Below are 25,807 nucleotides of genomic sequence, written 5' to 3' on the forward strand. Positions count from 1 at the left end.
TAAAGACCGTTCTGTAACCTATTTCTTTTTTACTATTTTACAATAAAGCATTTCGCTTTTCATTTTATATTAAGTGAATATATTGTATGTTTTGTAGCAAACAGCTGTTTTTCTCTGTTTTGCCTTTATTCATTTATTATTTTCTTTTTGAAAGTACTTCGTCAATAAAAACACGGCGGCTTACTGCTTCATAGCTTTCAGTTTCTCCCAATTCTACCAGATTATCTCCCTGAGAAGTTCTCATGGAATAGTTGGCCAGATTACCTGTTCTCTTACAAATAGCATGCACTTTTGTAACATATTCGGCAGTCGCCATCAAATTAGGCATGGGTCCAAACGGACGGCCCAGAAAGTCCATATCCAATCCTGCAATCACTACTCTGATACCGCTATTGGCAAGCTGGTTGGCCACATCAACAATGCTTTCATCAAAAAACTGAGCTTCATCAATGGCTACTACATCACAATTGGAAGCCAGCAGAAGAATTTCATTAGGGTTTTCTACTGCGGTACTGCGGATTTTATTCTGATTATGAGATACTACATCCTCCTCAGAATATCGGATATCCATTTTAGGTTTAAAAATTTCCACATTCTGTCCTGCCATTTCCGCTCTTCGCAATCTGCGGATAAGTTCCTCGGTTTTACCGGAAAACATAGAGCCACAAATCACTTCCATCCAACCACTTTGTTTGGAATGATTAATTGTATTTTCTAAAAACATTTGTTAAATTAGCCGTATATTTTTAACATCAAAAGTAAGCAATTTTAATAAGAATCTTATTATGCAGAATATCCAAGATTTAAAGGAAAAGATTTTTTTTGAATCCATGAATATCATTGATAATCTGGACAAAATAAGCAATATAGACGAATTACTTTCCAAGCAAGATCTTGTAGATGAGCTTGCTAACAGGATTTCTTTTTTGAAACTGCTGGAAAAAAATATTGAATACTTCGTAGCAGATAATACGGCGCAAAATCCGGATCATCAGTATGTCTCGTTTGTTTCAGGTGAAACAGAACATCATGATACAGGAAATGAAGTGATGGAAGAAGAAGCTATTTTCAATAATGAACTGAACGAAATTGATGAAAATGAAGTTTTTTCAGATGAATCTGAAGAAGAAGTTGTTTTCAATAATCAGTTGAATGAAATTGTTGAGAATAAATTCCATGAAAATATCGTAAGTTTTGTAGAAGAAAACAACGAAGAAAAACTAGCTGAAAATATTCAGGAACAGACTTCCGAATATGAAACCCTGGAAGAAGAAGCTGCTTTCAATAATGAACTGAATGAAATTGATGAAAATGAAATTTCTGAGGAACAGAGAGCTGTTTTGAGTTTTGTAGATGAGGATAAAATTCTGGCAGATTCTACACCGGATTCGGATGAAGATCTTAATGAAGATCTGTTTCATAATGAAGTAACCGAGGAAGAAGCTGTTTTCAATAATCAGCTTAATGAAATAGAAGAACAGGAAGAAGAAAGTATTGAGCCTGAATCTGAAAAAGAAAAGGATTCTGCAGTAGTAAATGATGTAAAATCTTCTGTAACGGAAACAATTCCGAGCATTTTTGATACAGAAACGCTGGATGATGAAATACTGATTGAAGAAAACGAAGAGCAATTTGTAGCTTCGAACATTTCCATAGAGCAGGGAGAAATGGCAACAGAAACTTCCAATGTAGAAAATATTCTGAGTGAGATTAAAAATGACCATTCAGAAGAACCTGTAAAAGAAGAAAGCATCCTTGCCGAAGTGTATGACCGAAGAAAAATTGTTGAAATCGACAAACCTGTTCGTGAAGAAACAGATAAACATCCTTCTGATGAGAGCTTCGAAAATTTAGAAGAATACCATCGGGAGAAAAAAATAAAATTAGCCAATATCAAAGGAATGAAGGCTGTTCAGTCACTTTTTGATGACGATCATCTGGAGCTTTCCAAGGAAGAAAAAACAACGCCGGTTGTAAAAGAAGATAGCGGAAGTATTCTGAAATCCAATATTCCAACACAATTCATGGAGGCCGACAAGCTGAAACCTGAATTTAAGCTGGATCTGAATGACAGACTTGCCTTCACGAAGATGCTTTTTGAAGGAAGCCAGGCTGATCTGAACGATACCGTTTACCAGCTGAACCAATTCAGAACCCTGGAAGAAGCCAAAGAATATCTGAGCGATCTTTATTACGACAGAAAATGGAATAAGGTGGATGAATATGCACAGAGACTTTGGATATTGGTGGAAAATAAATTCTTATAATTTTGAGCGGAATCCTATATTTTGTTCCCACACCAGTCGGGAACCTGGAAGATATGACATTCAGGGCGGTAAATGTCCTGAAAGAAGTTGATTATATTTTATGTGAAGACACCAGAACGTCCGGAGTACTTTTAAAACATTTTGAGATCTCCAAGCCTTTGAAATCCTATCATTTACATAATGAGCATCAGGCTACGGAGAAAGTGATTGCAGACCTTAAAAACGGCCAGAATATCGCTATTATTACCGATGCGGGAACACCTGGTATTTCAGATCCGGGATATTTGCTGGCAAAAGCAGGAGCTGATAATAATATTGATATGATTTGTCTTCCCGGAGCAACCGCTCTGATTCCGGCTCTTGTGGTTTCAGGACTTCCTAATAATGAATTTCTATTCGCAGGATTTCTGCCTCAGAAAAAAGGAAGACAAACCAAACTGAAGCAACTTGCCGAAGAGAAAAAGACTATTGTTCTTTATGAAAGTCCCCATAAAATCAATACCACGCTGGAGCAGATTAAAGAATTCTTTGGAGAAGAAACCAAAGTAAGCTTAAGCCGGGAGATTTCTAAAAAATTTGAAGAAACTAAACGTGGAACAATCAATGAATTAATTGAATTCTCCAAGAGTAAAACTTTAAAAGGGGAGATCGTTCTTATTGTCAATAATTCTATTTAATTTTCTTTGAAAAAGTTAGTTTTTGTATTGTGTTCTGTAGTCTGTACAGCACAGACTAACCAATATATGAAGGTGATCCTGTCGAAAAAAACAGGAAAAGAGATCAGTTCTTATTCGGAGGGATATGGAACATTCTATGATACTGGTTACAAGAAACAGGGAATTGTAGATTCTTTAGGAACCATAACATTTGAATCTTCTTACAAAGGAGGTATTCTGCATGTTTTCAAAGACCGTTTTATCCTTTATTCTGATGAAGGAAATAGTAGAAAATCAGCCGTTATTGACGAAAAAGGGAATGAACTTATCCCTTTGAATGATCAGGAGTTTAATACACCTTGGTGGAGTGAAGAATGCATCATTTCATCAAAAAAAAATGCAGAAGCAGTCTATGATTTTAACGGAAAGGAAATCATTCCTTATTCAGAAAAGATTCGTTTTTCAGGGAAGAACAGACTTTTGGTTTTAAAGGATAAAAGATGGTTTCTGTATGACTTTAAAGGAAAACAGCTCAGCACCCGGGAATTTAAAGAAGATTATAGCTTTGAAGAGGGCAGAGCACTGATCATCAATGAAGACAATGAAAAAGAAATCATTGGAACTAATGGACAGACCCTTCACAAATTTTCTAAACTGGTTGTCAACATCAATGCTTATCCTTATCTGATTAGTCAAAATAAAGCTACAGGAAAATATGGTTTAATTGATACTGATGGAAATACAATTGCTGAAGAAATCTATAACGATATCACTCCGGAATATTTTGGCAGAAAGGAGTATATCTACCTTACAAAAAACGGAAAGACAACAGTTTTCAATAAAAAAGACAGAAAGCTGTATGCGCAGACTTTTAAATATGTAAATCCTTTACTGAATAATTATTTCGGTGTCTATAATGATAAGGTAAAGAAATATGGAATTATAGACCTGGAAGGGAATGTGATTGTTCCACAGGAATATGATTTTATAAGAAGCTTCACCATTTCCGGGAAAGATTTTATTTACCTTAAAAAAGGAAATGAAGAGAAATTTCTTGATAAAGATCTTAAAAATATTGTAGGAGATGGGGTTCAGATTTTGGGTTTTTACCCTGATAATTTAATTATTGGAAAAGAGGATCGTTACTACAGGTTTTCTGTGAAAGATCAGTCATTATCTGAATTGAAAAATATCAGCCAGATAAAAAATGAAGATGTTGAATATTTTAATCCCCTTAATCAGTATTCAAAACCTTTGGTATGTAAAAATAAAGACAATTTATATGGAATTCTGGATGCGGAAGGAAAAGAAATTGTACCGTTTGTTTACGAAGATATTATAACATTTGGGAATGCTGAAAACGAAATTGTCGTTAAAAAAGAAGGAAAATTCGGGGTTTCCAATTTTCAGCATGAGCCTCTGAAAGAGATTATTTATGATAAATATTTCTGGCAAAAAGAGGTATTAAGACTAGACAAAAGTAAAAAAACAGACTTTATTTATTTCACCAGATTTAAAAATAATTCCCTTCAACTTTAATGAAAATCCTGATAATCATCAAAAAAATAGTAGTATTTTGACAATTTAAATGGGTTGAATAACATTTTATAATATCTTTGCAAACCGTTTAATTCCAGAAAGGAATTGTAGAAACATGAAGAGGCAGCTGTCACTAGCTGAACGAGTTATAAAAGAAAATAATTGTCAATAGATATGAAAATATTAGAAGGAAAAGTAGCACTAATTACCGGAGCTACAAGAGGAATCGGTAAAGGTATCGCTGAAATGTTTGCTCAACAAGGGGCAAAAGTAGCATTTACCTATGCTGGCTCTGTAGACAAAGCAAAAGAATTAGAAGCCGCTTTAAGTTCTGTAACCCAGGTTAAGGGATATCAGTCTGACGCATCAGATTATGATGCTGCTCAGAAATTGGTGGAAGAAGTAATGGCGGAGTTTGGGCAGATTGATATTTTGATAAACAATGCAGGGATTACAAAAGATAACCTGCTATTGAGAATGTCCAAAGAAGATTGGGATAAAGTAATCAAAGTAAATTTAGATTCAGTTTTCAACCTTACAAAAGCGGTTATCAAGCCGATGATGAAGGCAAGATCTGGTTCTATTATCAATATGACTTCTGTAGTAGGTGTAAAAGGAAATGCCGGACAAGCCAACTATGCAGCTTCTAAAGCGGGGGTAATAGGATTTACAAAATCTGTAGCATTGGAACTAGGATCAAGAAATATCAGATGTAATGCTATTGCACCTGGATTTATTGAAACAGAAATGACTGCTGTTCTGGACGAAAAAACAGTTCAGGGATGGAGAGAAGAAATTCCAATGAAGAGAGGAGGACAGCCTGCTGATATTGCCAATGCTTGTGTATTCTTAGGCAGCGAAATGTCAGCATACATTACCGGACAGACGTTAAATGTTGACGGCGGAATGTTAACGTAACAATATAAAAAGGCTGCATATGCAGCCTTTTATTTTCTTTTCAGATCCTTAGTTAAAAACCTGGTTTTCCTGTTCCTGAACCCTGATAAAAGTGGTTCTTTTAGAAAGTTCCTTAAGCTTTGATGCCCCTACATAAGTACATGTAGATCGTACACCGCCCAATATATCTTTTACAGTATCTGCTACAGGTCCTTTATAGGGCACCTTCACGGTTTTCCCTTCAGAAGCACGATATTCTGCAACACCTCCTGAATGCTTATCCATGGCTGTTTTGGAACTCATTCCATAGAAAGAACGATATTTTTTACCGTTTTCTTCAATCATTTCTCCGCCGCTTTCGTCATGTCCTGCAAACATTCCGCCCAGCATGACAAAATCTGCACCACCACCAAAAGCTTTTGCCACATCTCCGGGTACCTTACATCCTCCGTCAGCAATGATATGTCCTCCCAGACCGTGAGCGGCATCTGAACATTCAATAATCGCTGAAAGCTGAGGATATCCTACGCCGGTTTTTACTCTTGTAGTACACACTGATCCGGGACCAATACCTACTTTTATAATATCTGCACCAACCAAAAGAAGCTCTTCTACCATTTCTCCGGTAACCACATTTCCTGCCATAATTATTTTATCCGGAAAATTAGCCCTTGCTTTCTTCACAAATTCAACGAAATGCTCAGAGTATCCATTGGCTACATCTATGCAGAGAAACTCTATTTTTGGGTGTTTTTCGAGGATGAATTTTATTTTTTCTTCATCAGCTTTCCCAGTTCCTGTACTTAAGGCAATGTATTGGTGAATACTTTCGGGCTGACTGTTGAGAAACCCGCTCCATTCCTCAGGAGTATAATGTTTATGAACCGCTGTAATAATTTTTTCTTTGGCCAGCTCTACGGCCATTTCAAAAGTTCCTACCGTATCCATATTGGCTGCAATTACCGGTACTCCTGTCCATTTTTTCTTAGTATGTTTAAAGGTAAATTCTCTTTGTAAATCAACTTCTGAACGGGATTTTAAAGTAGAACGCTTAGGGCGGAACATTACGTCCTTAAACCCCAGTTTTATGTCATATTCTATACGCATTTTGTAATTATTTGTCAGAATAAAGGTAGTAAATAATCCTGAACACACAGTTTCTTAGATCATGGATTTTCCTGTTTATGGAACAAAAAATACGGTTTGAAAACTTATTTCAAACCGTATTTTAATTATTTAAAAACTTCGCTCTGTTCTGAATCGAAGCTTCTTATGTTTCCAGAATTATTTCTCCTCTTTTACATCTGCAAAAGTCATCACTTCTTCCAGGGTTTTCATGTATTCGTATGCCGTAAGGTCAAACTTTACCGGAACAATAGAAATATATCCGTTAGCCAATGCTGTTTCATCAGCATCTTCAGAATCATCCATATTGTTGAAATAACCTGTTAGCCAGTAATATTTTTTACCGTGCGGATTGATTCTTTCATCAAAACTTTCTTCCCATTTCGCATGAGCTTGTTTACAAACTTTTACCCCTTTTATTTCCTCAGCAGGAAGTTTTGGAATATTAACATTCAGTACAATTCCTTTTGGCATTGGGTTTTCCAATGTTCTTCTTACGATATTCTGAATAAATTCCTTAGCCTGGGTGAAATCTGCTTCCCAGCTGAAATCCAGTAATGAGAATCCAATCGCAGGAATTCCTTCCACACCAGCTTCTACGGCAGCGGACATTGTCCCTGAATAGATTACATTGATCGAAGAATTTGCTCCGTGATTGATTCCTGAAACCACAATGTCAGGTCTTCTTTTCAGAATTTTGTCAAGAGCCATTTTAACACAGTCAACGGGAGTTCCACTGCAGGAAAAATCAGTCTGCGGACCGTCCAGGGTAACTTCTTCGTAACTTAGGGTAGAATTGATGGTAATAGCGTGCCCTTTTCCACTTTGAGGAGAGTTGGGCGCTACAACCACTACTTCTCCGATTTCATTCATAAAACTGACAAGATTTCTGATACCAGGAGCTGTAATTCCGTCATCATTAGTCACCAGAATAAGTGGTCTTTCCATAAATTATCTTTAATTTTTTATTTAAATAGAGTGAGTTTGCTCATTTAAGAATTGAACAAACAGATTTTCAACACATCAAATGTAGGTAAAAATCAGAAGCCATAAAATACCAGATTGGGATTGGCTATTGTGAAAAGAGAAATAAAATTCTCATACATTGACTTGTAGAATGAGAAACTAAGCGTAAATAGGAAAAGAACGAAGTACACAAAATAAAACTGAAATGAAGGGAATTTAATATAAATTTCATTTCAGTTTTAATTTAAACGGTTTACAAAATAATTCACTAGTCTAGAGGTTTTCTGCCAGAAATGATATTATAAAGAATAACGATAATGGCAATAACCAGTAAAACGTGAATTAAATAACCTGTGCTCATTCCGGGAACGATTCCTAACATTCCTAATAGCCAAACAACGATGCAGATGACTGCGACTAACCATAGTAAACTTTTCATGACTTAATATTTTGAATTTGTATGGTTAATTCTCTGCATATTTTGTGCCTTTATGGCTGAAAATTAATTTTTGTGGTATGTGTTTTTTGTTTTTTGATTAAAAAATGAAACTTCAGATATGTCCTAAAAAACACTTGTCTGTATGATTTTGTAATGAAACACCCTGACAATAGGAAATGACTAACACTGTTTTGATTATTTGCAAATCTCTTTAAATAAAAATGGCTAAAACTGTCGATATTTGTAAATAAGGTATTAAATTTGATCATTTGTAACAGTACCAAAATTACTGCTACTAATTATTATACTTATTTTAAAAAAATTAATAAATAAAGACAGTTTATGTGGAAAAATTTCAAACTGAATAAATTTTTACTCCTGATTCCATTAACCAGTCTAATGTTTTGTTTCAACTCGCCACAGAATGACGATGAAAAGATGCAGACGATAATGGTGAGCGTAAAAAATACACTTTCTTATCTGCATTATAGCCCGAAATCTATCAATGATGCCTATTCGAAGGACGTTTATAAGCATTACTTCGAATTGGTAGATCCAGCGAAAAGATATTTTCTGCAATCTGATATGGATGAATTCAACAAGCATGAAACCAAGCTTGATGACTATATCGGACAAGGTGATCTAACTTTCTATAAGCTTACGATTGACAGGCTATACCAAAGAGTGGATGAGATTGATAAAATCACACAGGATATTTTCAGTAAGCCAATCAATCTTCAGGAAGATGAAACGCTTACCCTTGAGCCCAAACTAAAAAAAGTACCTGCCAACAAACAGGAACAGTATAATGAGTGGAAAAAATTCATCAAATACAATATCCTTCAGGAAGTTGAGTCGATGAACAGCAAAGAAGAAGCTCAGAAAGAAAAGAAAGACTCTGTTCAGAAGTATAAGCTGAAAGATACCATCAAGTTTAAGCCTCTTACTCAGGACGAAAAGATCAAAAAAGCCACTGATGAAGTAAAAGACCTTGTAAAAGATACTTTCACAAGATTCAAAAAGAGAAAGAAAATGGATTGGTTTACCGTGTATATGAATGCATATACAGAAGTATTTGATCCACATACCAACTATTATTCTCCAAAAGATAAAGAAGATTTTGATACGCAGTTTACTGGAAAAGTAATCGGTATCGGAGCATTAATTCAGGAGAAAAAAGGAAACCTTTACTTAGGAGCTCTTACCATTGGTGCACCGGCATGGAAGTCGAAACAACTTTCTGAGGGTGATAAAATCCTGAAAGTAAGATCAAAACCGAAAGAAGATGCTGTAAATGTAGTAGGAATGCTTTCTGATGAAGCGGTAAGACTCATCAGAGGAGAAAAAGGTACACCGGTAACATTAACGGTTCAGAAAAAAGACGGAACAATTAAAGATGTAACCATGATCCGTGAAGAGGTTGCTATTGAAGATACTTTTGCAAGAAGTATTGTAGTGAATACTCCAAATGGTAAAAAATACGGTTTCATCAACCTTCCAAGTTTTAATGCTGATTTTGAAAATGCCAAAGGAAGAAACGCTTCTGATGACATCAAAAATGAGATCATTAAACTGAAAGAACAGAATATCCAGGGAATCATTCTTGACCTTAGAAATAATGGAGGAGGTTCTTTAACTGAAGTAGGAGATATTATGGGACTTTTCATGGAAGCTGGTCCTTACGTTCAGGTAAAAGACGGAAACGGAAAAATTCAGACGCTTAAGAATAAAAATGAAACTCCAATCTGGACAGGTCCGCTTGTTATTATGCAAAATGAACTTTCGGCTTCAGCTTCAGAAATCCTTGCAGGAGTAATGCAGGATTATGGCAGAGCTATGATCATTGGATCTCCACAGTCTTTCGGAAAAGGAACAGTTCAGACTTTTGTGGATCTGAACAGATTCCTGAACACGGAAGATGATTTCGGATCTTTAAAACTGACGATCCAGAAATTCTACAGAATTACAGGAGAATCTACGCAGAGAAAAGGAATTGTTTCTGATATTCAGATGAAAGATTTCTTTACGTATGCTGAAGTAGGAGAGCGATATGATGATTATGCATTGGCCTGGGATAAAATTCCACCTACAAAATTCCAGAAACTGAACTACTTCAATATTCAGGCGCTGGAAAAAGCAAGTGCAGACAGAATGGCTAAAAACAGCAATTATCAGTTGTTATTAGAATCCGCTCAGTGGAGAGAAAAACTGGATAAAGAAGAAAATATCACTTTAAATATTACGAAGTTCAATGAGCTGATGAAGAACAGAAAATCTCAGATCGAAAAGTTCAAAGCTTTGACTAAATTTGAGAACGGACTTCAGTTTATGATGTATCCAAGTGAAATTGAAAGAGAGAAAAAAGACGAAGCCTTCAAGAAAAAATCTGAAATGTGGATCAAGAATCTGAAAAAAGATCTTTACCTGCAGGAAGCAATGAATATTGTCTCAGATATGGGAGCTAAATCCTAAACATAAAAAAAACCGCTAATGAAAATTAGCGGTTTTTTTATTGAGTAACAGGATTACTTAATCTCTACACATCCCACTCTTCCTCCGGCATTCCCGGTAGGCTGGGTATGGAAATCATCTGCTGCTGCGTGTACAATAAGACCTTTCCCTATAATGTTCTTAGACTCATCCGTACATCCCAGACACCACTTGTCTGTCTTGAAAGTCAATGTTGCAGTTCCATTCTGATCAGCAACCAGGTTTCCTATATCTCCCATATGGAAATGTTCAGCGCCCCATTTACCATGATCATTCTTCGAAGGATTCCAGTGTCCACCTGTAGAAGTTCCGTCTGCCGCAGAGCAGTCTCCTTTTTCATGAATGTGTACTGCATGGATTCCAGGAGTAAGGTTAGTGATGTCAAGCTTCATTGTTACGTCATTTCCATTTTGAGTAAACTTCGCTGTTCCTCCTGTCTGTGTTCCGCTTTTGGCATTTACAGAGTACGTTTTTGTTGTTCCGCATGAAACGGCAAAAACAGCAAATCCCGCCAATAATGCTAATGTTTGTACTTTCATTTGTTAAATGATTTATAGTGATTTTAGGATAAATTTAAAAAAGATTTTCCAAAATGCTTTATGATCTCAGTCTTTTTTAAAAAACCTGCCTTGAATGATCACTGCAATACAGCTTGTTTTTATCCTAAATTCTGAAACTTTGTTCTAAAGACTTACTTCTTTAAAAAGAGCGGTAAAAAAGCTTATTTTAGTGGATAAAAAGCTAGTTATAAACCAGATCCTAAGGCAGCAAAGAAATAAAAGATGATTATTCTTTATACATTCATCAGTGAAGCAAAACACCAGTCTCTTCTGGACAGGCATCTGCCAGCTTTCCCTATAGAAATCAGGAAAGGTATTCTGAGATACAAAAGATGGCAGGATGTTCAGTTTTCTTTGCTGGGAAAAGTTCTTCTCCAATATGGTTTGAAGACCCATTATAATATCTCCGAAGCAGAAATAGTGATTTTTCCCAACAAAAAACCTCACTTAAAGGCACATGAAATTTATTTTAATATATCGCATTCCAAAGATCTTGTGGTCTGTGCGATTGCAGAATATCCTTTGGGAATTGATGTAGAATTTCGAGATCCGAAGATAAATTATCAGGATTTTATGGTTCAGATGACCGCCCAAGAGCTTCAGGAAATTCAGAATGGAGAAGATAAAATAAAAGAATTTTTTACTTATTGGGTGAGAAAAGAAGCTGTAATAAAAGCTCATGGAGCCGGAATGATGCTTTCGCTGGATTCTTTTGAAATAATAAATAACGAGTGCAGTATTGAAGAGGAAAAATTCTTTACCAAAAAGATTTTTATTCACGAAGATTATCACACCTGTATTGCCTCTTCAGATCAAAAAATTAAAACTGTAATTCCACTTATCACCTACTTTGAAGAGTAAGTTTTAATGTAAAAATGAAGCTGATTTCTGAAAATAGCAATAAAAGACAACTTAATTTCAAGTTGGAGAAATATCTTTGTAAACTAACACTTTTGAATTGGAAGAGTATAAAAAGCGGATTGTAAAAACAATTCAATATATTGATAACCATATTGATGCAGACTTGTCTCTGGAAAAAGTTTCAGAGGTAAGTGCCTATTCTCCGTTTCATTTTCACAGAATATTTAAGCTGGTTACGGGAGAAACGCTTCAGAATTATATTATCAGAAAGAAAATAGAAAAGAGTGCACTTCACCTGGCTCTGCATAAGAATATGGAGATCAAGACAATTTACTGGGATCTTGGATTTTCCAATCATTCGGTTTTTTGCAAAACATTCAAAAAATATTACGGCCTTACCCCCACAGAATTCAGGAAATCGGCGCCGGAGAAATTTCACAAGATTTTACAAACACAAAGCAAGAACGGACAAGTTGATACGGTTTTCAGCCAATACATTTGCAATATAGAAAACCTGTTAAATTGGTCTAAAATGAATTTAAAAATCGAAGTAAAAGAATTGCCGGAAATGAATCTGGCAGCAGTAATGAGTCTTGGAATTGCTCATGTTGAACCCGCCTATAATGTATTGATAGACTGGGCAAAAAAGAAAAGTCTTTTTCCCCGTGAAAACCTTAAAATGATCTCTGTATACCATGACAGTTTTAAAGTGACGCCGGCAGATAAAGTAAGGATTCACGCATGTATGCTTCTGGATGAAAAACTTCAGCAGCAGGAGGGAGAAGTCTTTGCGGAAAAAATAGATGCCGGAAAGTTTATCGTAGGAAACGGAGAGGTTACACTGGATGACATTGAAAAATGCTGGGCCTACCTGTTTATCTGGATGAATGAGAATAACTATTCCATCAGAAGAGTATTCCCTTTTGAAGTCTACCATTCAAATTTTAAAGAGCATCCGGAAGGAAAAATGATCGTGGATTTTTGCATTCCGATACAGTAATTTCCCATTCGGGAGCAAAACAATGCCTTTCAGTAATAAATTTTTTACAGGAAGGCATTTCTCATGCTATTTTTGACCCAGAAAACAATAAAAATGAAAACACAAGAACAAAACATCCTGTTTCTGATTCTTCTTCTCACTTCCATTATGGGATATTCCCAGGTGAAAATCTCAGGAAAAGTATCCTTCAAAAACAAAGGTGTAGCAGAAGTAAATGTAACGTTGAAAGATACCTATGATGGTACTACAACTGATGCTCAGGGTAATTTTACGTTTGAAACTTCAGAAAAAGGAGCTCACCAAATAACTTTTAAACATCCGAAATATGAAGATGTCGAAAGATCGGTCTCTATTGAAAACCAGGAGATTTCTTTGAATGTAGATCTTAAGGAACAGATCAGTGAGATTGATGCAGTGGTCGTTTCTGCAGGATCTATTGAGGCCAGCGATAAGAAAAGAGCAACAGCATTACTTACCCCAATTGATATTTATACAACAGCAGGAGCGGACGGACAGATTTCTTCAGCTTTGACTTATCTTCCCGGAGTTCAGAAAGTAGGAGGAACAGAAGGACTATTTATCCGTGGGGGTACGGGAACGGAATCTAAAATCTTTATGGATGGAAGTCTTATTAACAATTATTTTTCTAATTCTGTTCCCGGGATTGCAGGAAGAGATCAGTTCAATACTTCTCTTTTTAAAGGAAATATCTTCTCAAGTGGTGGTTATTCTGCGCTGTACGGGCAGGCTCTTTCCGGGGCATTGATGCTGGAAAGTGTTGATCTTCCGGATGAAACTTCCTATAATTTCGGTATTTCTCCTATTTTCCTGAGCGCAGGATTTCAGAAGTTGGGAGACAATAAAAACTATTCCTATGGCGCTACAGCAGGTTATTCTCTTTTAAGCCTGATGCAGAAAGTCTTTCATTTTAACACTGATTTTGTAGAAGCGCCACAGGGCCTTAACGGAGATCTGAATTTCAGATTTAAAACAAAGTCAGGTGGCTTTTTCAAATATTATGGAATGTTCAATTCCAATAAGATGGGGGTAAGATCTGAAAGTCTTGAACCCGGTTACGATTTCAGTCTGGTAAAACTAAATGGTAAAACTACATTTCACAATCTCTCTTTTAAACAGAAATTTGGAAAATATCTGCTTAACGTAGGTGGTTCTTACTCTTATAACAGATCTGATCTTCATTTTTCTACAGAAACCAATGATGTTGAAGCCAACAGAAGCCAGCTTCTGACAGATGGAAATTATCTGAATTTTAAAGCGGTTCTTGAAAGAAAAATCAACAGAATCAGTGCGGTAAGAGGAGGAATTGAGTTGAATAATACGGATGAAAATCTGAATTTTGAAGCCGTAAATAAGCATTATAAAGATTTGATCTCCTCTGCTTTCGTGGAAACTGATCTTGGTTTCAGCAATGCCCTGTCAGCAAAAATAGGAGTAAGAGCAGAGCATTCTTCATTTTTAGGAAAGGATAATATTGCCCCTCGTTTTGCGATTGCCTACCGTCTTGCAAAAGACTGGACCACTTCGTTAGCTTATGGAATGTTTTATCAGAATCCGGAAAGTAAATATATCAATGGACCTGCCAATCTTGGTTTTCAGAAATCACAGCATTATATATTCCAGGTTCAGAGAGCCTCAGAAGGCAGAACTTTACGTTTCGAGGCATTTTATAAAAAATATGACCAGTTGATTAAAACTTTCAATATTACCCAGGATAAAGAACAAAATCAGCAGATCCAAACCGCTTTAAACAATGATGGATACGGATATGCAAAAGGAGTTGAATTCTTCTGGAGAGACAATAAAAAGACATTTGAAAATATCGATTATTGGATCAGCTATTCTTATCTGGATTCAAAAAGGGATTTCCTGAATTATCCTGTAAGCCTGCAGCCGGGTTTTGCGGCTGAGCATACCCTTTCAGCAGTAGCAAAAAGATTTATTCCGGAATGGAAACTTGGAGTCAACTTATCATATACCTATGCTAAAGGACGTCCTTATTATGATATTGCCTCTACATTTAAAGATGGAAAAGCAATAAATTTCATCCGGGATGAAGGAAGACTAAAAGATTATAATGCATTAAACTTCAGTATTAATTACCTTCCGAATATCGGTAAAAAAGATGCAAAAGCTTTTCCGGTATTTGTACTGAGCATTAGTAATATCTTGGGATCAAAGAATATATATGGCTATAATTTCTCCGCCAACGGTTCAAGAAGCTCTGCCATTGTTCCGCCAGTCAATACTTTCGTGTTCATTGGAGCATTTATAAGCTTCGGAGTAGATAAAACAGATGATGCCATCAATAATAATTTATAAAAAACATATCTTAGAACAAACAATAAACTAACTTTTAAAATTTGATATCATGAAAAAATACCTTTTAAGTTTTGCTTTAGCTTTTGTGAGCTTAACGGCTTTTGCACAAGCAGATTACGACAAAGTAATGTCCGAAAAAATCGCAAGAATAGAAACGTGTAAAACCTCAGAAGATTTCCAGACCCTGGCGAATGATTTCCAGAGAATAGGAAGTAAAGAAAGCACAAAATGGCTTCCTGCCTACTATGCAGCATTTTCTTATATCCAAAAAGGAAGAACCCTGATGAGAGACGGAAAAATGCAGGAATTGGATGGTATTGCAGACCAGGCAGAGAAAAGTCTTTCAATGGCTCAGAATCTTGCAGGAACTGATAATGCAGAAATTCACCTGTTGAGAAAAATGTCTTATTCTCTGAGAATGATGGTGAATCCCGCACAGCGTTATATGACAGACGGTGCACGTGCTGCTGAGGAAATGAATGTTGCTGAAAAGTTAGACCCTGCAAATCCGAGAATTGCACTTATCAAAGCAGAAGATGTCTATTTTACTCCCGAGCAGTACGGAGGCAGCAAAACCAAAGGATTGGAGCTGTTTAAAGAGGCTCAGGCAAAATTTGCAACATATAAGCCCAAAACAGCGTTAGATCCTAACTGGGGAAGAGCAGAAGCCGATTATTTCTTAAGTTTACCGGTAGAAAAAGCAAAATAATTTTCTCTATATTTTAATCAATCAACCTTCATTCGTGAAGGTTTTTTTATACCGTTCAGAAAGAAAAATCAGCCCTTCGGTAACAATTAATTTTTGATACCTTTAATAAAAACTAATTTTGACTCAAGAAAACAGATCATGAAGCGTAAATATTTTACAACATTACTTTGGACATCATTAGGAACAACATTGTTTTTCTTTTTGTTTTTTAATGATGAAAAAACGTTGCAGACTTTTTTGATCACGCTGCTCCTTTCCACCATGTATTCTTTTGTTCTGGGATTTGGAAACGGATTTATCAATGAATTCCTCAACAGAAAATTTCCTTGGTCCGAAGCTACCCGAACGAGAGCTATTTTAAGTATCATTTCTATTATCATCGGGAACTTTATTCTGGTGTATTTCTGTAATTATATGAACTATGTGGTCATTCAGAAAACAGCAACCACAGAAGAATTTTTTTCCTCCAAATATGGGGTAACCAATTGGTTTATGATCAATATTGCCCTTCTGATTTCTGCTTTCCTTCATGCGAAAGGTTTTATGGAAGAACTTAAAAAGACTTCCAAAAAAGAAGTGGTGGAACAGAAACTTATCGCCAAGTCTGCCAATGCCCAGTTTGAAAGTTTAAAAAATCAGCTGGATCCGCATTTCCTTTTCAATTCTTTAAATGTTTTAAGCTCTCTGATTGATGAAAATCCCAAACAGGCACAGAAGTTTACGGCTTCAATGTCAAAGATTTACCGATATGTACTTGAACAAAAAGATAAAGAACTGGTAACGGTAGAAGATGAAATAGAATTTGCAAAAACCTATTGTGAACTTTTGAAGACAAGATTTGAAGACAGTGTAGATTTTACCTTTGATGTTGCCAAAGAAGACTATCAAAAATATGTAGTTCCACTGGCTTTGCAGCTATTATTGGAGAACTGCATCAAGCATAACTTTGCCACTTCATCAAAACCTCTGATCATCAGAATTTTTTCAGATGGAAATACGCTCTGCATTGAAAATAATCTTCAGGTAAGAGAGCAGATCAAAGAAAGTTCTGGAATTGGTCTGGCAAATATTGTACAGCGTTATTCCCTTCTTACAGAGCGAAATGTATTCATAGAAAAGTCCGAAGACCATTTTAAAGTAAAACTTCCCATGCTGATGGCTAAACCACAAGTTTCCAACTCGAAACCTGAGGATGACTCTGCCGCTTATCAACGGGCGCAAAAGAGAGTAAAAGAGATTAAGAGTTTTTATATGAACCTGATTTCTTATTGTACTGTAAGTGCTTTTTTAATCTTTATTAATCTTTTTACAAGCAACAGAAATCACTGGTTCTGGTTTCCTGTACTGGGCTGGGGAATAGGTGTTGCTTCCCATGCGTTTCAGGTGTTTGGAGTAGGAGAATCATGGCAGGAAAAGAAGATTCGCGAAATTATGAACAAACAAAAGAAATAACCCATGGGAACATTTGACGAAAACAATATTGAATATCAACGGGCAAGAAGGCAGGTAGAAAGGCTACGCGGATTTTACGGACATGTATTCGCTTATATCGCAGTGAATGCGCTGATTGTTGTTTATAACTGTCTGCACCTGAAGCCCGGAGAGAGCTATTTTCAGTTTAAAAACTTTTTTACGGCAACTTTCTGGGGAATAGGGCTTGCAGCACATGCCATTACTGTTTTTCTGCCCCGTGTTAATTTTATCAGAAAATGGGAAGATAACAAGATTAAGGAACTGATGGATAAACAGAAAGAACATTAAAGAAATTACCTTTTTTAAAAACACTTTTCATCTTAAATTGTATTGAAATGAATGCATTATCAACTCTATTTTATATTTCCATGGCTGCCTGGTTTTTCACTGAGTTTCTTTATAAAAACATGCTGAAATCCGGCAAAGAAGATCAAAAGAACAAAGATAAATCCACTCTGAATATCTTATGGCTGGCCATTCCATTTTCTATTGCAAGTTCAATATTCATGTCCTATAATACTCATTTTCCGATGGCTGACGGTGATTGGATTCTCTATCTTGGTGAACTTTTTATTCTTATCGGGATTATTGTCAGATATGTGATCATCAGATCTCTGGGAAAATATTTTACAGTAGATGTTACCATCAGACAGGATCATAAAATAAAAAAGGAAGGATTTTATAAATATCTGAGACATCCGTCTTACGCTTTTTCTCTTTTGACTTCTTTTGGTCTCGGCTTGTATTTGAATAACTGGCTGTCATTGATTTTTGCTTTTGTTCCTCCGTTTTTAGCCTTTGCTTACAGGATAAAAATTGAAGAACAGGCTTTGATAGAACAGTTCGGGGATGAATATATTGAATACAGAAAAAGAACAAAGAAATTGATCCCTTTTATCTATTAATTACAGGATTTTACGATTCGGATAGCATAATCTACCATTCGGTAATATAAAATTGATTGATGAACCTTTCCTGAACTACCTTTGACTCAAGAAAAAACAAATCAACCTTTAAAAACAAAACATTATGGAAATTTTACCTGACAAAGAAACAATTGCTTACAGAAAAGCTTCAAGAAGAGTGAAAGACCTTAAAGAATTTTATGGAAACCTTACTTCTTATGGTATCATAATTCCTTTCTTAGCAATACTGAATCTTATGACTGCTCCCGGATATTTATGGTTTCTATGGCCTGCGCTGGGATGGGGAATAGGAATTGCATTTCACGCCATAAGCGTATTTGGAATTGGCAAAAACTGGGAAGAAAGAAAAATCCGGGAACTGATGGCGAAGGATGAAAAACAGAGAATAAAAACACTTTAAACTATAAAACCTTAAAAACTTATACTATCATGGATTACGAAACTGCCCACACAAGAACCAACAACATCAGAAAATTCTATAAAAGCATTTTTATATTTGTCATATTCGCTGTCCTTATCCTTCCCGATGATATTTTTGGTGAAAAGATGATCAGCTTTCATTGGTTTGACAGATATACCATTCTTGGAATCTGGGGATTTATTATTCTCGTAAAAGCTGTAAAACTATTTCTTTTTGATTCCGAGTGGGAAAAAGATATGATTGAAAAAGAACTTAGAAAAGAGAAAAAAACGATTAATTATTAAAATCTGTCCACTTTTATCTACCTTTATTTCCTGAAACCTGAAAACCAAAATTAAAGCTCAATGATCAAAACTGTTATTATAGAAGACGAAAAACCTGCTTCAAGGAAATTGGAAAGAATGCTGAGTAATTTTCCTGAAATAGAGATCGTTGCCAAAATAGAATCAGTAGAGGAAGGAGTGGCCTGGTTTTCTGAAAATGAACACCCGCAGCTGATTTTTTCCGATATTGTTTTAGGAGACGGACTGTCTTTTGACATCTTTGAAAAAGCCCCTACCAAAGGTTTCATTATCTATACGACAGCCTTTGATCAATATACCCTGAAAGCTTTTAAGCTGAACAGTATTGATTATCTTTTAAAACCCATCCTTGATGAAGATCTGGAAGGAGCAGTGGAGAAATTTAAATCCTTCATTCCTGCCAATGATACCCATGGTTCCCAGGATATCAAAAAGATGATCAGAAAAGAAAAATCTACGCTTTCCAGAGTCCTGGTTAAAATAGGATATAACCTTAAGATTATACAGACACACGAAATAAGCTGTTTTTTCAGCGAAAATAAAATCGTTTATCTTCAGACAGAAGATCGCACCTATCCATCAGATTTTACACTTGATGAACTGGAAGATGTACTCGATGAGAAAAAGTTTTTCCGCGTCAACAGACAGTTCATAATCAGTTCGGATTATATCAAAAATATCCATACTTCGCCTTATTATAAAGTGGATCTTGAATTTCAGCCGGAAGAGGAAATTACGGTCAGCAGAGACCGGGTGAAAGATTTTAAAGACTGGCTGGTTAGCTGATAACGATTACCCTAAAAAACAAACACCATGGATCTGATATTATTATTTTTTAAACTATTCCTGGCCCTCTTTTATCCATGAAAATTCCATCGTCAGGAATTGTAGAAATCACTGGCAGATTGTACAAACTGGTGAAAAGCTTCTGTAACTCCTTTTGCATGCTTATGGGTAAGCGGAAACGGAACCATGTGGGAATATTCAAACGGGAAATCCTTGATTTCAATATCTACATTGATATTCCTGTAGCCGCCCTGCAATGTATTTAGCGCTTCTATCGGAGGAGCAACACTGTCTTTTTCCAAAACATACGCTTTGATCTGAGATTGGATTTCCTGAATTCTTTCCTCTCTTTCCTTCTGAAAATAATTGTAGCGCAGCATTTTTTTGAACCAGCTTTCCTGTGGATGCAACGCTTCATTCTGATAATGTTTCAGACGTGGATCTGATTTAAAATCAGCGCTCAGTAATTCCGTAAAAACAGACTGCATTTTAACGGTTGCCTGGGTATCCATGATGTATTTGGATATAGGAAACATTCTGTCAATCGTCATTCCTCCACAAAAACAGAACACTTTTGATTGGGTAAAATAATGATGAGGATCTGCCATTTTGATAATTAGAGAAAGAAATGATCCTATAGAATACCCAAATAAATCCAGATGGGCTTCTGGGGAAATACTCTTGATGTTACCCTTTTTGATATCTTTTACCACTTCTGTGATGTCAGAATACGTTTGGAGGCCGGACCAGAAAATTCTTTGAGGATGTGCTTCAAGTCTGGAGCTTATAGCTGCATTCACATAAGAGTAATTCATGTTTTCCGGATATTTTTTCTTCCTGAAATGAACAACTTCCATCATTTGATGGCGGTCGCTCCAGATAGGTTCTGCACGGTCCATATGAAATGCTATCGGGAACAAAATGATGGCTTTTTTTGTTCTTTGGGCCAGTTCATATGCCCAAGGAAGGTATTTATCCCATTTCTTCTCATTCAGTCCATGGAAAAAAAACAGAGCCCCTTCGGCTGTTTCTACATCAGCCCGCTTCAGGATATGGTATTCGAACCTTTTATTGCATTCAATATCAAAATCGTTGATGTCTACAACAGGCTGGTTATAAAAAAGATAGCCATTTTTGTTGATTTCGAGTGTTTGCTGGTGCTTGTGGCAATGTTGTTTTTCTGACCCATAAAGCAGGTCACAGACCTTGGACTCAAAAGGAATTGATTCAATGCTTACATTGAGTTCTTCAAGTTCAGCACTGCTTTTTCCGGAATCAAAATGCTTTTTCAAAACTTCATACAATTCATAATATTCCATAGCACTGCGATTGAAAGGTTCATATTTAGAACTATCAAGTTAAATAAATATTGTGGTAATGAATTGATTTTTAGGGATTAAATATATTCTAGGCATAGAAGAAATACAATAAGCCCCGAAACAGTCTTATTCCGGGGCCATGATATATAGATTGATGATGATGTTTATGGTTGGGTTGTTTTTGATGTCAGATAATATTTGATTGTTAACTATCTGTAATCAATTCTGTTAGATTCTGTGTCTTCAAGTTGTTTAATGATAGATTCAGGAATCTCATCACTGTCAATGGGGAAACTGATGGAATCAGAAATAAAGTTTTTTCTGTCCGCTTTTCTGAAGATTTCAAACAAAGCAATCGGCTCCTGGTTGAAACTGATGCAGGTGCTTATGAAATGGATTTCGTGGAGTTTATAGTCCGGGTTCTTAAGTTTTTCTTTAATATCTTTTATCCTTGAAATAAAATGCCGCTGCCGGATAAAAGTATTGCTGTTCATGATGATAAAAACATAATCTGAATATGCGGTTACTTTTCCAAAATATTTGTGATGATCACCACCGCTTCTTTCAATAAAATATTCTCCGGTTGTTTCCGATTTATATATTTCCATGGCAGAGCGCCATATACGGTCTTCTTTTGCCATTAATGGATTGTCAGGAAGATTTCTGTTATAAGAGTACCAGCAGCCTACCAGACGGTCTAAAAGAGCAGTATTCAGATTGACATTGTTCATATCAATTCTGAGATCATTAAAGTTAAATGCTTCCGTATTAGAATTGATGAAATCAATGTAATTGGAATATCCCAAAACCTTCACAATTAAACTCAGTTTGGCAAGATTGGGTCTGCTTAAAACAGCATTTTCATTTTGTTTGAATTTCTTCAGCTTGTTGATAATCAGATGTTCATACAGATAATTTGTTCCCAGAAGGTCAGGTTCTCTTTTGATCTCTTTTTCTGAGTGATCATTGATAATCAGCTCATTAAGTTCAGCAGTAATATACACCCATTCGGTTTTGGTAATATCTTCCCAATGGCTTTTCTTTAAGAATTGCCGGCTTAAGAAATTCATGAGCTTCTCAAGATGCAGAATATCTTCCTTTTTCATGGACTGTTTTATAAGACTAATTTAAGATTTTTATCAAACTAAAAAAGACTTTTGAGAGATTTTTATATTTTAAAATCCATTGATATTTGAATAGAAAAACAAAATTCAAAACAATGGAAACAAAAATGATAGTAAAAGATGAGTCCCTTTGGAGCAGGATACATGATTTTTCTATGGATGCTCCCGGTGTTGATTTCCCTTTCTCAAAAAAGCTTGCAAAAGAAGAAAGCTGGAGCCTTGATTTCGCAAGAAAAGCGATTGAAGAGTATAAAAAGTTCGTTTATCTCTGTTGTATTCTTCCTCACGGAGCTTCTCCCAGTAAAATAGTGGATAAGGTATGGCATATGCATCTGATCTACACCCAGAATTATTGGGAGGAATTTTGTCCTCATATTTTAAAAAGAGCACTTCATCATCATCCTTCCAAAGGCGGCTATGCAGAAAAAGAAAGACATCAGAATTGGTTTGAAGATACTTTAGCAGGTTATCGGCAGGTTTTCCAGCAGGAAGCGCCTGAAGAAATCTGGAAAGAGATTAAGAAAAAATCTAAAGTACAATCCTGGCTGAGAAAGATGACCTTTTTTGCTCCGGTATTTGTTTTACTGCTTTTATTCTCATGTACAGACAGAGATAGCTTTGCTGGCTTAATGGTCACTGGAGTCATATTTGGGATTATTTTCATCCTGGGAGTTATAGCTTCAGTAGTAGGAGATCATGAAGCCGCCGATCCGAACAGAAAGGATAAGCAAAACAATGACGGAGGAGGAAGTTGTGGCGGCTCAAGCTGCAGTGGTGGCGGTGGTTGTGGAGGAGGCTGCGGCGGTTGTGGAGGCTGCGGCGGATAATAAAAACTAAGCATTATGAAAAAAACCATCATTCATTCAGTTCCGGTTGTGATAAGCTTTATTTGGCTTATGGCAGTACCGCAGACATTTAATCCGATCATTCTTAAAGGACCTGACTTTTTGAAGTTCTATCTCATCCTGGTTCTCGGATTTTATGCTTCGCTTTTCATTCAAAATTTTTTGAAAGAAACATCTTCAGGAGCTACACTTTATTTCGCAGGATTTATTTTCTTGTTGGGAATTATCAAGCTGATCCGAGGAGTTATGCTGGGAAAACCTGTTGGATTTCTTGTGATGATCTTAATAGCAGAATGTATTGTTACATTGGTTTTTATCTCAAGTCATGTTAATGAAAAGATAAAGTAAAATGTGCTGTTAATAACAAACCCGAAACAAAAATGTTCCGGGCTTTATAATGATTAATTAAATCTCTTTTTTCTTTTCTTTTACTGGCTTATTGCCATATTTCCGAACCATAACGGAAGTCAGGACTACCAAAATAAGACTGATCGCGATATTGGATTTTTCCGGATGTACAATGGCCTGATAAAAATTATAACCGAAAATAGCAGATACAACTGTAATCAGAATATTGTTTACATAAGCGTACTGGTTTTTTGCAGATGTTTTCATAGTAGTATTTTTTATTGTTATTTACTCAGTAAGTATGGCAACATAAAAAACGTTACAGAAAAATTTTAAAAAAATTATTTTCTTTAAAAAACAATCTCAATATACTTATAAACTCTTCATTCAAAAACTCACGTCCCGAAATCCCGAATCCCGTAACACGAATCTCAAAAAACTCTTACGAAATCACGCCGCTGCCGATCAGTTCTTCATCAATATACCATGAAGCAAACTGCCCTTCGGCAATAGCAGACTGAAGCTCGTCAAATTCAATATAAAAGGCATCTTCAAACTGATAAAGAGTAGCCTTCTGCAAAGGCTGTCTGTATCTGAATCTGGCCATTACTTCCATAGATCCGCCATTTTGAAGCCGCATATCTTCACGAACCCAGTGCAGTTCAGAATTATCAATTTTCAGTGCTTTTTTATGAAGCCCAGGGAAATGGCTTCCTTCTCCTACGAAAAGGATGTTGTTTTCCATGTCTCTGGAGATAATAAAACAGCTTTCTTTGTGGCCGCCTATACCAAGACCCTTACTTTGTCCGATCGTGAAAAATTGGGCTCCCTGGTGTTTCCCGATTACTTTTCCGTCAGATTTTTTATAATTGATTTTTCTTGATAGAAATTCAAGTTCCTTTTCTTTGGATGAGAATTCAGGTTTTTCTTCCGAAAATAAAGGAGAATCTTTGAAAATTTCCACGATTTCCCCTTCGTTAGGTTTTAATTGCTGTTGTAAAAACTGTGGAAGGCTTACCTTTCCGATAAAACATAATCCCTGAGAATCTTTTTTATCTGCTGTTACCAGTCCGATTTCTTTCGCAATTTCTCTTACCTGAGGTTTTGTAAGTTCTCCGATAGGGAAGAGCGCTTTTGAAAGCTGATCCTGATTTAGCTGGCAAAGGAAATAAGACTGATCTTTATTGTTGTCTTTTCCTGCCAGAAGGTGGAAAATTTCTTTACCGTTTTCATCAAAAGTAGAATTTACCCTTGCATAATGTCCTGTTGCTACCTTATCTGCACCCAAAGACATGGCGGTCTTCATAAAAACATCGAATTTTACTTCTCTGTTACACAATACATCAGGGTTGGGAGTTCTGCCTTTTTCGTATTCGGCAAACATATAGTCAACGATACGTTCCTTGTAAAGTTCACTCATGTCTATCACCTGGAAAGGAATTCCAAGCTTTTGTGCTACCATCAGAGCATCATTACTGTCCTCAATCCAGGGACACTCGTCTTCTAATGTTACGGAAGCATCGTTCCAGTTTCTCATAAATAAAGCCACTACTTCATGGCCTTGCTGCTGCAGCAAATACGCTGTAACACTAGAATCTACACCTCCGGAGAGGCCTACTACTACTTTCATTGTATTTCAATTTTACGAAACTCTTAACGGGAGTTCTTAGTTTGATGCCGCAAAAATACAACTAAATAAATTCGTAAAAAAACCATAATTTTAAACATTGATAAAAACGATAGCGTATTAAGCTCTTTTATCAACCTCTCTGCAGCCGGAAACAGATGAGAACATAACTTTAAAAACAAAAATATTACATATGAAAAAGTTTATTATTTCTATGATGCTGATAAGCTCAGGATCAGTATTTTCCCAAATTTCCGTAGGTACAGCCGTGCAGGAAACCAGTAAGTGGACTTTTGGAGGAGGTATAGGACTAGGGTTTGGAAGCAACAGTGCGTTTAATTTGTCTGCATCACCAAGAGTAGGTTACAGATTTACCAATGATTTCGAAGGAGGAGTAGTGGGAACCGTGTCCTGGCAGACCTCTGATTATTATAAATCCACCATGTTTGGAGTGGGTCCTTTTGTAAATTACTACTTCGCCAGATCATTTTATGTAGGAGCCAACTATCAGCATTATTTTGTTGGTTATAAAGATAAATATTATGATTACAAGTACAATACGGAAGAAAACGCATTGTATCTGGGCGGAGGATATATGCAGCGAATTGGAAACAATTCTTTTATGCAGCTGGGGTTGATGTATAACGTGCTTTGGAAGCAGAATTCCAGTGTGTTTTCCAGCGGTCTGATCCCGAATATTGGTTTTGTGGTAGGACTTTAATGCCTGACTCATCAATAGGAACGGAATTTAGCCCGTTTAATCATAAAAAAAATTCATTCGGCTTTA

27 protein-coding genes are annotated in these 25,807 nt (G+C 36.1%); 18 read left to right on the plus strand and 9 right to left on the minus strand.

The window, feature by feature from the left end; translation table 11 throughout:
- Positions 1-136 precede the first annotated feature (136 nt).
- Positions 137-724 (minus strand): thymidine kinase, encoded by a 588-nt coding sequence (locus J2786_RS14340; protein WP_034694049.1) that lies wholly within the window; start codon positions 722-724, stop codon positions 137-139.
- A gap of 61 nt (positions 725-785) precedes the next feature.
- Between J2786_RS14340 and J2786_RS14345 the strand changes: the two genes are divergently transcribed.
- The 4 genes from J2786_RS14345 to fabG all read left to right on the plus strand — a co-directional run bounded on the left by J2786_RS14345 (position 786) and on the right by fabG (position 5,380).
- Positions 786-2,267 (plus strand): DUF8457 domain-containing protein, encoded by a 1,482-nt coding sequence (locus J2786_RS14345; protein ID WP_047426476.1) that lies wholly within the window; start codon positions 786-788, stop codon positions 2,265-2,267.
- Positions 2,268-2,269: 2 nt separating this feature from the next.
- The gene (gene rsmI / locus J2786_RS14350; RefSeq protein ID WP_047426478.1) at positions 2,270-2,944 is read left to right on the plus strand and encodes a 16S rRNA (cytidine(1402)-2'-O)-methyltransferase; all 675 of its coding nucleotides are present in this window, start codon (positions 2,270-2,272) and stop codon (positions 2,942-2,944) included.
- Positions 2,945-2,950: 6 nt separating this feature from the next.
- Positions 2,951-4,462 carry a WG repeat-containing protein gene (locus J2786_RS14355; protein ID WP_156121292.1) on the plus strand — a complete coding sequence of 504 codons (1,512 nt, stop codon included), beginning with the start codon at positions 2,951-2,953 and terminating at the stop codon, positions 4,460-4,462.
- 174 nt (positions 4,463-4,636) lie between these two features.
- Positions 4,637-5,380, plus strand: coding sequence for a 3-oxoacyl-[acyl-carrier-protein] reductase (fabG, locus tag J2786_RS14360; RefSeq protein ID WP_047426483.1), 744 nt, complete (start codon positions 4,637-4,639; stop codon positions 5,378-5,380).
- A 48-nt stretch (positions 5,381-5,428) separates the two neighbouring features.
- On the opposite strand, the gene J2786_RS14365 is transcribed toward fabG, so the two are convergent.
- From J2786_RS14365 to J2786_RS14375, 3 genes are all read right to left on the minus strand, one after another.
- Positions 5,429-6,466: a GMP reductase gene (locus J2786_RS14365; RefSeq protein ID WP_047426485.1), complete on the minus strand. Its 1,038-nt coding sequence runs from the start codon at positions 6,464-6,466 to the stop codon at positions 5,429-5,431.
- A gap of 177 nt (positions 6,467-6,643) precedes the next feature.
- Positions 6,644-7,432, minus strand: a complete 789-nt coding sequence (surE, locus tag J2786_RS14370) for a 5'/3'-nucleotidase SurE (protein WP_047426488.1) — start codon at positions 7,430-7,432, stop codon at positions 6,644-6,646.
- A gap of 286 nt (positions 7,433-7,718) precedes the next feature.
- Positions 7,719-7,889 carry a lmo0937 family membrane protein gene (locus J2786_RS14375; RefSeq protein WP_047426491.1) on the minus strand — a complete coding sequence of 57 codons (171 nt, stop codon included), beginning with the start codon at positions 7,887-7,889 and terminating at the stop codon, positions 7,719-7,721.
- A gap of 342 nt (positions 7,890-8,231) precedes the next feature.
- On the opposite strand from J2786_RS14375, the gene J2786_RS14380 reads away from it, so the two are divergent.
- Positions 8,232-10,361 carry a carboxy terminal-processing peptidase gene (locus J2786_RS14380; protein WP_047426494.1) on the plus strand — a complete coding sequence of 710 codons (2,130 nt, stop codon included), beginning with the start codon at positions 8,232-8,234 and terminating at the stop codon, positions 10,359-10,361.
- Positions 10,362-10,414: 53 nt separating this feature from the next.
- Here the strand turns inward: J2786_RS14380 and J2786_RS14385 are convergent, their stop codons facing one another.
- Entirely contained in the window at positions 10,415-10,918 is a 504-nt protein-coding gene (locus tag J2786_RS14385) for a superoxide dismutase family protein (protein WP_047426496.1), read from the minus strand.
- A gap of 243 nt (positions 10,919-11,161) precedes the next feature.
- Between J2786_RS14385 and J2786_RS14390 the strand changes: the two genes are divergently transcribed.
- The 10 genes from J2786_RS14390 (at position 11,162) to J2786_RS14435 (ending at position 19,757) form a co-directional block, all read left to right on the plus strand.
- Positions 11,162-11,800, plus strand: coding sequence for a 4'-phosphopantetheinyl transferase family protein (locus J2786_RS14390; RefSeq protein ID WP_047426498.1), 639 nt, complete (start codon positions 11,162-11,164; stop codon positions 11,798-11,800).
- Positions 11,801-11,897: 97 nt separating this feature from the next.
- Positions 11,898-12,800, plus strand: coding sequence for an AraC family transcriptional regulator (locus J2786_RS14395; RefSeq protein ID WP_047426501.1), 903 nt, complete (start codon positions 11,898-11,900; stop codon positions 12,798-12,800).
- A gap of 93 nt (positions 12,801-12,893) precedes the next feature.
- Positions 12,894-15,140, plus strand: coding sequence for a TonB-dependent receptor (locus J2786_RS14400; protein WP_047427788.1), 2,247 nt, complete (start codon positions 12,894-12,896; stop codon positions 15,138-15,140).
- Between the two features lie 49 nt (positions 15,141-15,189).
- Complete coding sequence (locus J2786_RS14405) at positions 15,190-15,849, plus strand: hypothetical protein (protein WP_047426505.1); 660 nt, start codon at positions 15,190-15,192, stop codon at positions 15,847-15,849.
- Positions 15,850-15,987: 138 nt separating this feature from the next.
- Positions 15,988-17,301 carry a 2TM domain-containing protein gene (locus tag J2786_RS14410; RefSeq protein ID WP_047426508.1) on the plus strand — a complete coding sequence of 438 codons (1,314 nt, stop codon included), beginning with the start codon at positions 15,988-15,990 and terminating at the stop codon, positions 17,299-17,301.
- Positions 17,302-17,304: 3 nt separating this feature from the next.
- The gene (locus tag J2786_RS14415; RefSeq protein ID WP_047426509.1) at positions 17,305-17,610 is read left to right on the plus strand and encodes a 2TM domain-containing protein; all 306 of its coding nucleotides are present in this window, start codon (positions 17,305-17,307) and stop codon (positions 17,608-17,610) included.
- A gap of 47 nt (positions 17,611-17,657) precedes the next feature.
- Positions 17,658-18,227 (plus strand): methyltransferase family protein, encoded by a 570-nt coding sequence (locus tag J2786_RS14420; RefSeq protein WP_047426512.1) that lies wholly within the window; start codon positions 17,658-17,660, stop codon positions 18,225-18,227.
- Positions 18,228-18,351: 124 nt separating this feature from the next.
- Entirely contained in the window at positions 18,352-18,648 is a 297-nt protein-coding gene (locus tag J2786_RS14425) for a 2TM domain-containing protein (RefSeq protein WP_047426515.1), read from the plus strand.
- A 29-nt stretch (positions 18,649-18,677) separates the two neighbouring features.
- Entirely contained in the window at positions 18,678-18,953 is a 276-nt protein-coding gene (locus J2786_RS14430) for a 2TM domain-containing protein (protein ID WP_047426518.1), read from the plus strand.
- A gap of 60 nt (positions 18,954-19,013) precedes the next feature.
- On the plus strand, positions 19,014-19,757 hold the full coding sequence (locus J2786_RS14435; protein ID WP_082001887.1) for a LytR/AlgR family response regulator transcription factor: 744 nt from the start codon (positions 19,014-19,016) through the stop codon (positions 19,755-19,757).
- 92 nt (positions 19,758-19,849) lie between these two features.
- On the opposite strand, the gene J2786_RS14440 is transcribed toward J2786_RS14435, so the two are convergent.
- Both J2786_RS14440 and J2786_RS14445 read right to left on the minus strand, forming a co-directional pair.
- Complete coding sequence (locus J2786_RS14440) at positions 19,850-21,076, minus strand: DUF6051 family protein (RefSeq protein WP_047426520.1); 1,227 nt, start codon at positions 21,074-21,076, stop codon at positions 19,850-19,852.
- 209 nt (positions 21,077-21,285) lie between these two features.
- A complete protein-coding gene (locus tag J2786_RS14445; RefSeq protein ID WP_047426521.1) occupies positions 21,286-22,182 on the minus strand; it encodes a hypothetical protein in 897 nt (298 codons plus the stop codon).
- A 113-nt stretch (positions 22,183-22,295) separates the two neighbouring features.
- Here J2786_RS14445 and J2786_RS14450 point away from each other — a divergent pair, with 113 nt between their 5' ends.
- Both J2786_RS14450 and J2786_RS14455 read left to right on the plus strand, forming a co-directional pair.
- A complete protein-coding gene (locus J2786_RS14450; protein WP_047426523.1) occupies positions 22,296-23,027 on the plus strand; it encodes a glycine-rich domain-containing protein in 732 nt (243 codons plus the stop codon).
- Positions 23,028-23,042: 15 nt separating this feature from the next.
- Positions 23,043-23,393 (plus strand): hypothetical protein, encoded by a 351-nt coding sequence (locus tag J2786_RS14455; protein WP_047426525.1) that lies wholly within the window; start codon positions 23,043-23,045, stop codon positions 23,391-23,393.
- Between the two features lie 57 nt (positions 23,394-23,450).
- On the opposite strand, the gene J2786_RS14460 is transcribed toward J2786_RS14455, so the two are convergent.
- Both J2786_RS14460 and mnmA read right to left on the minus strand, forming a co-directional pair.
- The gene (locus tag J2786_RS14460; protein WP_047426528.1) at positions 23,451-23,660 is read right to left on the minus strand and encodes a hypothetical protein; all 210 of its coding nucleotides are present in this window, start codon (positions 23,658-23,660) and stop codon (positions 23,451-23,453) included.
- Between the two features lie 175 nt (positions 23,661-23,835).
- Positions 23,836-25,023, minus strand: coding sequence for a tRNA 2-thiouridine(34) synthase MnmA (gene mnmA, locus J2786_RS14465; RefSeq protein ID WP_047426531.1), 1,188 nt, complete (start codon positions 25,021-25,023; stop codon positions 23,836-23,838).
- Positions 25,024-25,213: 190 nt separating this feature from the next.
- On the opposite strand from mnmA, the gene J2786_RS14470 reads away from it, so the two are divergent.
- Positions 25,214-25,741 carry a hypothetical protein gene (locus tag J2786_RS14470; RefSeq protein WP_047426534.1) on the plus strand — a complete coding sequence of 176 codons (528 nt, stop codon included), beginning with the start codon at positions 25,214-25,216 and terminating at the stop codon, positions 25,739-25,741.
- The last annotated feature ends 66 nt before the right edge of the window (positions 25,742-25,807 follow it).

It is taken from the genome of Chryseobacterium vietnamense, from assembly GCF_031454475.1.
Lineage (GTDB): Bacteria > Bacteroidota > Bacteroidia > Flavobacteriales > Weeksellaceae > Chryseobacterium > Chryseobacterium vietnamense.

Coding starts and splice junctions, on each gene's coding strand:
- J2786_RS14380 (WP_047426494.1), top strand. CDS start 8,232: ATGTGGAAAAATTTCAAACTGAATAAATTTTTACTCCTGATTCCATTA.
- J2786_RS14345 (WP_047426476.1), top strand. CDS start 786: ATGCAGAATATCCAAGATTTAAAGGAAAAGATTTTTTTTGAATCCATG.
- J2786_RS14435 (WP_082001887.1), top strand. CDS start 19,014: ATGATCAAAACTGTTATTATAGAAGACGAAAAACCTGCTTCAAGGAAA.
- fabG (WP_047426483.1), top strand. CDS start 4,637: ATGAAAATATTAGAAGGAAAAGTAGCACTAATTACCGGAGCTACAAGA.
- surE (WP_047426488.1), bottom strand. CDS start 7,432: ATGGAAAGACCACTTATTCTGGTGACTAATGATGACGGAATTACAGCT.
- J2786_RS14470 (WP_047426534.1), top strand. CDS start 25,214: ATGAAAAAGTTTATTATTTCTATGATGCTGATAAGCTCAGGATCAGTA.
- J2786_RS14450 (WP_047426523.1), top strand. CDS start 22,296: ATGGAAACAAAAATGATAGTAAAAGATGAGTCCCTTTGGAGCAGGATA.
- J2786_RS14445 (WP_047426521.1), bottom strand. CDS start 22,182: ATGAAAAAGGAAGATATTCTGCATCTTGAGAAGCTCATGAATTTCTTA.
- J2786_RS14400 (WP_047427788.1), top strand. CDS start 12,894: ATGAAAACACAAGAACAAAACATCCTGTTTCTGATTCTTCTTCTCACT.
- J2786_RS14420 (WP_047426512.1), top strand. CDS start 17,658: ATGAATGCATTATCAACTCTATTTTATATTTCCATGGCTGCCTGGTTT.
- J2786_RS14460 (WP_047426528.1), bottom strand. CDS start 23,660: ATGAAAACATCTGCAAAAAACCAGTACGCTTATGTAAACAATATTCTG.
- J2786_RS14425 (WP_047426515.1), top strand. CDS start 18,352: ATGGAAATTTTACCTGACAAAGAAACAATTGCTTACAGAAAAGCTTCA.
- J2786_RS14385 (WP_047426496.1), bottom strand. CDS start 10,918: ATGAAAGTACAAACATTAGCATTATTGGCGGGATTTGCTGTTTTTGCC.
- J2786_RS14405 (WP_047426505.1), top strand. CDS start 15,190: ATGAAAAAATACCTTTTAAGTTTTGCTTTAGCTTTTGTGAGCTTAACG.
- J2786_RS14455 (WP_047426525.1), top strand. CDS start 23,043: ATGAAAAAAACCATCATTCATTCAGTTCCGGTTGTGATAAGCTTTATT.
- J2786_RS14340 (WP_034694049.1), bottom strand. CDS start 724: ATGTTTTTAGAAAATACAATTAATCATTCCAAACAAAGTGGTTGGATG.
- J2786_RS14365 (WP_047426485.1), bottom strand. CDS start 6,466: ATGCGTATAGAATATGACATAAAACTGGGGTTTAAGGACGTAATGTTC.
- J2786_RS14440 (WP_047426520.1), bottom strand. CDS start 21,076: ATGGAATATTATGAATTGTATGAAGTTTTGAAAAAGCATTTTGATTCC.
- J2786_RS14430 (WP_047426518.1), top strand. CDS start 18,678: ATGGATTACGAAACTGCCCACACAAGAACCAACAACATCAGAAAATTC.
- mnmA (WP_047426531.1), bottom strand. CDS start 25,023: ATGAAAGTAGTAGTAGGCCTCTCCGGAGGTGTAGATTCTAGTGTTACA.
- J2786_RS14415 (WP_047426509.1), top strand. CDS start 17,305: ATGGGAACATTTGACGAAAACAATATTGAATATCAACGGGCAAGAAGG.
- J2786_RS14390 (WP_047426498.1), top strand. CDS start 11,162: ATGATTATTCTTTATACATTCATCAGTGAAGCAAAACACCAGTCTCTT.
- J2786_RS14375 (WP_047426491.1), bottom strand. CDS start 7,889: ATGAAAAGTTTACTATGGTTAGTCGCAGTCATCTGCATCGTTGTTTGG.
- J2786_RS14410 (WP_047426508.1), top strand. CDS start 15,988: ATGAAGCGTAAATATTTTACAACATTACTTTGGACATCATTAGGAACA.